At 69.0% G+C, this 7,490-nt stretch carries 6 protein-coding genes; 3 read left to right on the forward strand and 3 right to left on the reverse strand.

The genetic code is table 11. The features are described 5' to 3' along the window. Nucleotides 1-259, forward strand: a 259-nt coding sequence (locus tag ACIRHA_RS42600) for a hypothetical protein (protein ID WP_403857430.1), incomplete at its 5' end; no start/stop codon positions are given. Between the two features lie 194 nt (nt 260-453). On the opposite strand, the gene ACIRHA_RS42605 is transcribed toward ACIRHA_RS42600, so the two are convergent. Beyond that, the gene (locus ACIRHA_RS42605) at nt 454-1,461 is read right to left on the reverse strand and encodes a stage II sporulation protein M (RefSeq protein ID WP_403857433.1); all 1,008 of its coding nucleotides are present in this window, start codon (nt 1,459-1,461) and stop codon (nt 454-456) included. A 105-nt stretch (nt 1,462-1,566) separates the two neighbouring features. Here ACIRHA_RS42605 and ACIRHA_RS42610 point away from each other — a divergent pair, with 105 nt between their 5' ends. Continuing rightward, a complete protein-coding gene (locus tag ACIRHA_RS42610; protein ID WP_403857436.1) occupies nt 1,567-2,523 on the forward strand; it encodes an RDD family protein in 957 nt (318 codons plus the stop codon). A 10-nt stretch (nt 2,524-2,533) separates the two neighbouring features. On the opposite strand, the gene ACIRHA_RS42615 is transcribed toward ACIRHA_RS42610, so the two are convergent. Further along, nucleotides 2,534-3,148, reverse strand: coding sequence for a hypothetical protein (locus tag ACIRHA_RS42615; protein ID WP_403857439.1), 615 nt, complete (start codon nt 3,146-3,148; stop codon nt 2,534-2,536). A gap of 176 nt (nt 3,149-3,324) precedes the next feature. Continuing rightward, nucleotides 3,325-4,788, reverse strand: coding sequence for an adenosylhomocysteinase (gene ahcY / locus ACIRHA_RS42620; protein WP_403857442.1), 1,464 nt, complete (start codon nt 4,786-4,788; stop codon nt 3,325-3,327). 450 nt (nt 4,789-5,238) lie between these two features. Between ahcY and ACIRHA_RS42625 the strand changes: the two genes are divergently transcribed. After that, entirely contained in the window at nt 5,239-7,362 is a 2,124-nt protein-coding gene (locus ACIRHA_RS42625; protein WP_403857445.1) for a fructose-specific PTS transporter subunit EIIC, read from the forward strand. Nucleotides 7,363-7,490 lie beyond the last annotated feature (128 nt).

Here is a 7,490-nt window from a genome sequence, read left to right on the forward strand (position 1 = left end):
GCAGATGCTGGAGACGGGGTATCAACAAATTTTGGCGTTGATTTTTGGCACGCTGTTGAGTTCTCAAGGAACGGACGCTTCCTTTGTACTCACCCTATCGGGCTTTCCTCCGGGCGCTTCCCTTCGGTATTTCGTGTTTCCAACTGTACCAGATCCGTTTTCCGTTCCGTTTCCGGTTCGGATTTCAATTCCGGTGGCCGTTGGAGGGCCTTTACCTTTCGGCGGTGCCGACTTTATCAGAAGTTTTGGGCCGGACTGACCGGCTCAGGTTTCCGATTAATCGGGAGGGGCTTCTCGAAGAATTGAATTTCGTGAAGCGCGCTAGATACTAGCCGTTGCAATCGAACCTGTCGAGTTCGGGGCAACTGTTCGAATCTACCTCCCCGGTCTGTCCGTGTCAACGGTCTTTCCGGGGCGAAGAGGAGACTAGCAGGTCAGCAGGGCTCTCGCACATCAGGCGGCCGTAGGCAGCAGGGCGCTGCGCTCGTCCATGGCCACATCGCCCGTTTCACCCGCACGAACCGCTCGGCCGCCGAGTACATAGACGTACGTCAGGAAGGTCAGCTCCGCCACGATGCCGATACCGATGCGGGCCCAGGTCGGGAGGCCGGACGGGGTGACGAAGCCTTCGATGGCGCCGGAGATGAAGAGGACCAGGGCCAGCCCGATGGCCATGCCAAGGGCTGCGCGGGCTTCTTCGGCGAGGGCTGTTCTGCGCGTGCGGGGCCCCGGGTCGATCACTGTCCAACCGAGGCGGAGTCCGGTCCCGGCCGCTACGAAGACCGCGGTCAGTTCGAGCAGGCCGTGCGGGAGGATCAGCCCCAGGAAGGTGTCGAGGCGGCCGACGGAGGCCATCAGGCCGATGCCCACACCTACGTTGAGCATGTTCTGGAAGAGGATCCACAGGACCGGCAGGCCCAGGAAGACGCCCAGGACCAGGCACATGGCGGCAGCCTGAGCGTTGTTCGTCCAGACCTGGGCTGCGAACGAGGCGGCCGGGTGGCTCGAGTAGTACGTCTCGTACTGGCCTCCGGGGCGGGTCATCTCGCGGAGTTCGGAGGGGGCCGCGATGGAGGCCTGGATGTCGGGGTGGGCGGCGATCCACCAGCCGATGAGGGCGGCTGTCGCGGTCGAGAGCAGTGCGGTGGGTACCCACCAGTGGCGCGCTCTGTAGACCGCTGCCGGGAAACCGTGGGTCAAGAAGCGCGTCACGTCGCGCCATGAAGCACGGCGGGTGCCCGCCACGGCACTACGCGCGCGGGCCACGAGTTGAGTGAGACGGCCGACCACCCGGGGGTCCGGTGCGCTCGACTGGATGAGCGAGAGGTGGGTGGCGGTGCGCTGGTACAGGGTCACCAGTTCGTCCGCCTCTGTGCCGGTGAGTCGGCGTCGGCGGCGCAGCAGAGCGTCCAGTCGGTCCCACTCGGCCCGATGGGCGGACACGAAGACATCGAGGTCCATCCGGTCTGCTGCTCCTCGCTTTCCGGCACCTGTACGGCGCGATGGTCCTTCAGCTTGGCAGACTGGCGGTTCCTGGGGCAGCGCGTTGAAGGGTGGGTGGCCGGCGTGAGTGAGCTGGTGACGGGTGAGGCGGTGGCGCTGGAGCTGCGGCCCGCGAAGTTGCCGAGTCGGGCGCTTGCCGTGTTCATCGACCTGGCGGTGGCGTTCGCCGTCTACATCTCGGTGACCATGGCGTTCGCGGCTGCGACCGCCTCGCTCGACGACGCCGCGGTCGCGGCCGTCGCGGTGGCGACGTTTCTGTTGGTGCTGGTCGGGATCCCGATCGCCGTGGAGACCTTGAGCCATGGACGGTCGCTGGGGAAGCTCGCGTGCGGGCTGCGCGTCGTGCGGGACGACGGCGGGCCGATCCGGTTCCGGCACGCGTTGGTGCGGGGGGCCGTCGGGGTCGTGGAGATCCTCATGACCTTTGGGGTCGTGGCGTGCATCGCTTCACTCGTGTCCGCGCGGGGCCGGCGGGTCGGGGACGTGTTCGCCGGGACCCTCGTCGTACGGGAAAGGGTGCCGACCGGGCAGTTGGCGTTCGTGCCGCCTCCCCCGCCGTGGCTGGTGGGAAGGTTCGCCGAGCTGGATCTGTCGGCCGTGCCGGAGGGGCTGTGGCTGGCGGTGCGCCAGTACCTGACGCGGATGGAGCAGTTGGATCCGCAGGTGGGGTGGGGGATGGCCGAGCGGCTCGCGGGTGAGGTCGCCGCACACACGGGGGCGCCGGTGCCGAGTGACATGCCGCCCGCCGCGTTCCTGGCGGCCGTGACGCACGAGCGGCAGTCGCGGGAGGCGCAGCGCGCGTTCGGAGCGAGCGCCTCGGGTGGCCGGGCGGCTTCGACCGTGGCTGGTGACGCTCCCGGTCCGTACGGCGGATATGCGGAGGCCTCGCGGCCCGTGCCGCCTGCGGCTCCGCCCGCTTCTCCCGTTCCTTCGGCCCCCGCGACGGGTCCTGCCGACAATCCCCCGGCCGGATCCGGGAGTTCGGACGGGCCGGCCACCGGGTTCGTGCCGCCGGCCTGAGCGGGCGGCGTCAGCGGAAGACCGACGGCGGGGTCTCGAGGTCCTCCAGCTCGATGCCGGGGGCCGCGAGGACCACGTCGCCGCTGATGTGGACCGCCTGCCGCTCCCCCGTGTCCAGGGCTGTGACCTGGTATTCGTCCACGGTCAGAGGTCCGTTGTCAGTGGCGTGTGCTTCGCTGTTCAGCAGGGTCCAGGACTGGTCCACCGTGAGTGGCGCGAGGACGGGATCCGTCAGGGCAACGAGGCGGACGCGGGTCGGAGGGGAAGCGGGGGTGAGACCGAGCAGTCGTGCGGTGGCGATGAGGAACGCGGGGGATGTGCCCGTGAACGCGTGCGCGGGGGCGTTTCCTTCAGTGGCGTGAGTGCCGGTGGGGTCGGTGCGGACCCAGGTGACGCCGTCGATGGCGGCGCCTCTCACCTGCCAGCTCGCGGCATTCAGTTCGAGGCGGATGGGGCGGCCGAGTTCATCGAGGGCGAGGTCGATCGAGCCGGCGTGGTCGCCGGAGGGGGTGGTCCGTTGCGCTACGTAGCGCCAGCCGGAGGGGCCGGGCGCGCACTGGAAGTGCTCTTCGCCGAGGGGGGTGTGATCGTGCAGATCGTGAAGCGAATAACGGCCGCGGGGCATGGCGTTCGTGGGGTCCTCTGTCTGGCCTGGTGACGGCCGCCGTCGGGTGCGGAGCCGGCGGTCGTCGAAGGGCGGGTCCACCGTAGCCAGCGGTGTGCGCGGACACGGGACAGGCCCCCGACACGGGGGTGCGGGGGCCTGTCCTGCGAAGCGTTCAGCCGACGGGCGGCTGGTGCTCAGTAGCGGTAGTGGTCCGGCTTGTACGGGCCCTCTACCTCGACGCCGATGTACGAGGCCTGCTCCGGGCGGAGCGTCGTCAGCTTCACGCCGAGCGCGTCCAGGTGGAGGCGGGCGACCTTCTCGTCCAGGTGCTTGGGCAGCACGTAGACATCGGTCGGGTACTCGGACTGCTTGGTGAACAGCTCGATCTGGGCCAGCGTCTGGTCCGCGAACGAGTTGGACATCACGAAGGACGGGTGGCCCGTCGCGTTGCCCAGGTTCAGCAGGCGGCCCTCGGACAGCACGATGAGGACCTTGCCGTCGGGGAACGTCCAGGTGTGGACCTGCGGCTTGACCTCGTCCTTGACGATGCCGTCGATCTTCGCCAGGCCGGCCATGTCGATCTCGTTGTCGAAGTGGCCGATGTTCCCGACGATCGCCTGGTGCTTCATCTTGGCCATGTCCGAGGCCATGATGATGTCCTTGTTGCCGGTCGTCGTGACGAAGATGTCGACCTTGTCGACGACCTCGTCGAGCGTCGTGACCTGGAAGCCGTCCATCGCCGCCTGCAGCGCGCAGATCGGGTCGACCTCGGTGACGATCACGCGGGCGCCCTGGCCGCGCAGCGACTCCGCGCAGCCCTTGCCCACGTCGCCGTAGCCGCAGACGAGGGCGGTCTTGCCGCCGATGAGGACGTCCGTGGCGCGGTTGATGCCGTCGACGAGCGAGTGGCGGCAGCCGTACTTGTTGTCGAACTTCGACTTGGTCACGGCGTCGTTCACGTTGATCGCCGGGAAGAGCAGGTCGCCGTCGCGCATCATCTCGTACAGGCGGTGGACACCGGTCGTGGTCTCCTCCGTGACGCCGCGGATCTCGGAGGCGAGCTGGGTCCACTTCTGCGAACCGTTCGAGATCGTGCGGTTCAGGAGCTGGAGGATGACGCGGTGCTCGTCGGACTCGGCGGTGTCGACCGAGGGGACCTTGCCGTCCTTCTCGTACTCGACGCCCTTGTGGACGAGGAGGGTGGCGTCACCGCCGTCGTCGAGGATCATGTTCGGGCCGCCGGTGGGGGTGTTCGGCCAGGTCAGAGCCTGCTCCGTGCACCACCAGTACTCCTCGAGCGTCTCGCCCTTCCAGGCGAAGACCGGGATGCCCTGGGGGTCGTCCGGCGTGCCGTTCGGGCCGACGGCGATGGCCGCGGCGGCGTGGTCCTGCGTGGAGAAGATGTTGCAGGAGGCCCAGCGGACGTCGGCGCCGAGCGCGACGAGGGTCTCGATGAGGACGGCCGTCTGGACCGTCATGTGGAGGGAGCCGGTGACGCGGGCGCCCGCGAGGGGCTGCGCGGCGGCGTACTCCTTGCGGATCGCCATGAGGCCGGGCATCTCGTGCTCGGCGAGGGTGATCTCCTTGCGGCCGAAGGCGGCGAGGGAGAGGTCGGCGACCTTGAAGTCCTGGTCCTGTCGGTTGGCGACAGAAGTCATAAGTGAGCTGCTCCTCGGTGCTGTTGCAGTCGGTCGAGGTGGGCTGACGGCGCCTGCCCACGGTACGGGCGATGCGCGTAGGGCTGACCTGCGGCGTCCTGGGACACAGGTGTCCCCTGGCGTTCGCAGCGCAGTCCGTCGGAGGCCCTCTCTCCCTCGGGTCGACCCGGCGTACGGGCCGCCCGACCGCCATCAGCAGCGACGTCTGGCTCGGTACAAAGCTACACCGATCGGCCCAGCCGAACCCACCCCGCCTCTCGATCCGGTCGCGCGCGTTCCGCAGACGGCCTCTCCGGCGGGAGATACCGGGTGGAAAGCAGGGGTTACGTGACCACGGACCAGCGGATCCGGGACCTTTGAACTGTCGGCGCTGTGCGTATGTGTTGCACCATGCTGGGAGGGCCGCAAAGATCTGCGCGCTCTTGCACGGATCGCTTGAAGGAGAGCCACGTGACCAGTCCGGCCGACCCCCACGCGGGCGGAGGGGCCGTCGAGCAGCAGCGGAAGTTGAAGCTGCTCGCGGTGACCGCATGTCCGACCGGCATCGCGCACACCTACATGGCCGCGGAGAAGCTGCAGCAGGCAGCGGACGCCGCGGGCATCGACATGAAGGTGGAGACGCAAGGGTCCATCGGGGCCGAGAACGTCCTCACTGACAACGATGTCAGGAACGCCGACGGCATCATCATCGCCGCCGACAAGGACGTCGACCGCGCCCGGTTCGCCGGTAAGCGGGTGCTGTCGGTCGGCGTGTCGGAGGGCATCAGCCACCCCGAGCAGCTGATCGAGCGAGTCCAGAGCGCGCCCGTGGCCGGCTCGCAGGGCGGTGCGGCGCAGGAGGCCGCGGCGTCCGGCGGCAAGGAGCGCAGCGCGGCGTACAAGGCGCTGATGAACGGCGTCAGCTTCATGATCCCGTTCGTCGTCGTCGGCGGTCTGCTGATCGCCGTCTCGCTGGCGATCGGGGGTCACGCGACGCCGGACGGCATCCAGATCCCCAAGGACACGTTCTGGTTCAACGTCAACGCGCTCGGCACGCTCGGCTTCAAGCTGATGCTGCCGATCTTCTCCGGCTATATCGCCTACGCGCTCGGTGACCGGCCCGCGCTGGTGCCCGGCATGATCGGCGGCTTCCTCGCCGCGGACGCCAGCATCTACGGTTCCGACGCCAATGCCGGCTTCCTCGGCGCCATCGTGACCGGCTTCCTCGCGGGCTACCTCGTGATCGCGATCCGGAAGATCAAGGTCCCGAAGGCCATCCAGCCGATCATGCCGATCATCGTGGTCCCGATCGCGTCCACCCTGGCCGTCGGCCTCGCCTTCATCTACATCCTCGGCGGGCCGATCTCCTGGGTGTTCACGCATCTCACCGACTTCCTCGGCGGGATGACCGGGTCGAGCGCGGTGCTGCTCGGCGCGCTCATCGGCCTGATGATCGCGTTCGACATGGGCGGGCCGGTCAACAAGACCGCGTTCCTGTTCGCCGTCGGTCTGATCGGGACGAACAACGCCGTCATGGGCATGGCCGCCGCGGCCATCCCGGTCATGCCGCTCGGCCAGGGCCTGGCCACGATGATCCGCCGCAAGCTCTATACGGACGCGGAACGCGAAGCGGGTATCGCGGCGCTGTTCATGGGCTGTTTCGGCATCTCAGAGGGTGCCATTCCGTTCGCGGCGGCCCGTCCCGCGCAGGTCATCCCGGCGAACATGCTGGGTGGCGCGGTCGCCGGTGCGATCGCCGGTCTCGCCGGGGTCGAGGACTCCGTGCCGCACGGTGGTCCGATCGTCGCGGTGTTCGGCGCGATCAGCGGTCTCGCCATGTTCTTCGTCGCGATCGTCGCGGGCACGGTGATCACCGCCGTGACGACGAACGCGCTCGTCGGCGTGAGCAACCGCCGTGCCGCGGCCAAGCAGGCCGCGGCCGACTCGGCCACGTCGCCCGAGCCCGCCCTGGCCGGTGCCACTCCGGCCGTCGCCGCCGAAAGCGCTCCCCCGGCCCACGCCACGGCGACCGTCGCCTCCGCGTCCGCGTCCGCGACCGCGTCGCTCCAGGCGGCCGCGGCGACCTCCACCGCGGCCGGCGCGGCGGAAGCCGAGGCCCCAGAGGCCGACGAGGCGCCCGAGGTCCTCTCCGGCTATCTCACCGGCCGGACCGTCAAGGTGCGGCTGGACGCGCAGGACAAGGAAGCGGCCATCCGCGAGATGGCGGGGCTCGCCGCCGGTACCGGCAAGGTCGCCGACATGGAAGAGCTCGTGCAGACCGCGTTGCGGCGCGAGGAGCAGGGCACCACCGGGCTCGGCGAGGAGATCGCCATCCCGCACGCCAAGACGGACGCGGTGACCGCCCCGGTCGTCTGCTTCGCACGATCCGACGAGGGCATCGAGTGGGGTTCGCTCGACGGCACGAAGGCCAGGCTGGTCTTCATGATCTCGGTGCCTGAGGCCGCCGCCGGCGACGAGCACCTGCGGATTCTGGCGCTGCTGTCGCGCAAGCTGATGGACACGGACTTCCGGGCGCGGCTGCAGGAGGCGCCGGACGAGGCGGCGATCCTGCGGGTGCTGGCGGAGGTTCAGTAGCCCGGATCGATACGTGGAGGGGGGCGGCGCGGAAGTAAAAACCCGCCCCCCCCACCGAGAGGCACAAAACAAGTAAGCGGGTTGGGGCCCCCCGGGCCGACCGCGGGGCCCCACCCCCCACCAAGGCA

Source organism: Streptomyces sp. NPDC102360, from assembly GCF_044766085.1.
Lineage (GTDB): Bacteria > Actinomycetota > Actinomycetes > Streptomycetales > Streptomycetaceae > Streptomyces.

What these genes read in the sequence shown, in the direction of transcription:
- ahcY (WP_403857442.1), bottom strand. Translation starts at nt 4,788, where the DNA reads ATGACTTCTGTCGCCAACCGACAGGACCAGGACTTCAAGGTCGCCGAC.
- ACIRHA_RS42605 (WP_403857433.1), bottom strand. Translation starts at nt 1,461, where the DNA reads ATGGACCTCGATGTCTTCGTGTCCGCCCATCGGGCCGAGTGGGACCGA.
- ACIRHA_RS42615 (WP_403857439.1), bottom strand. Translation starts at nt 3,148, where the DNA reads ATGCCCCGCGGCCGTTATTCGCTTCACGATCTGCACGATCACACCCCC.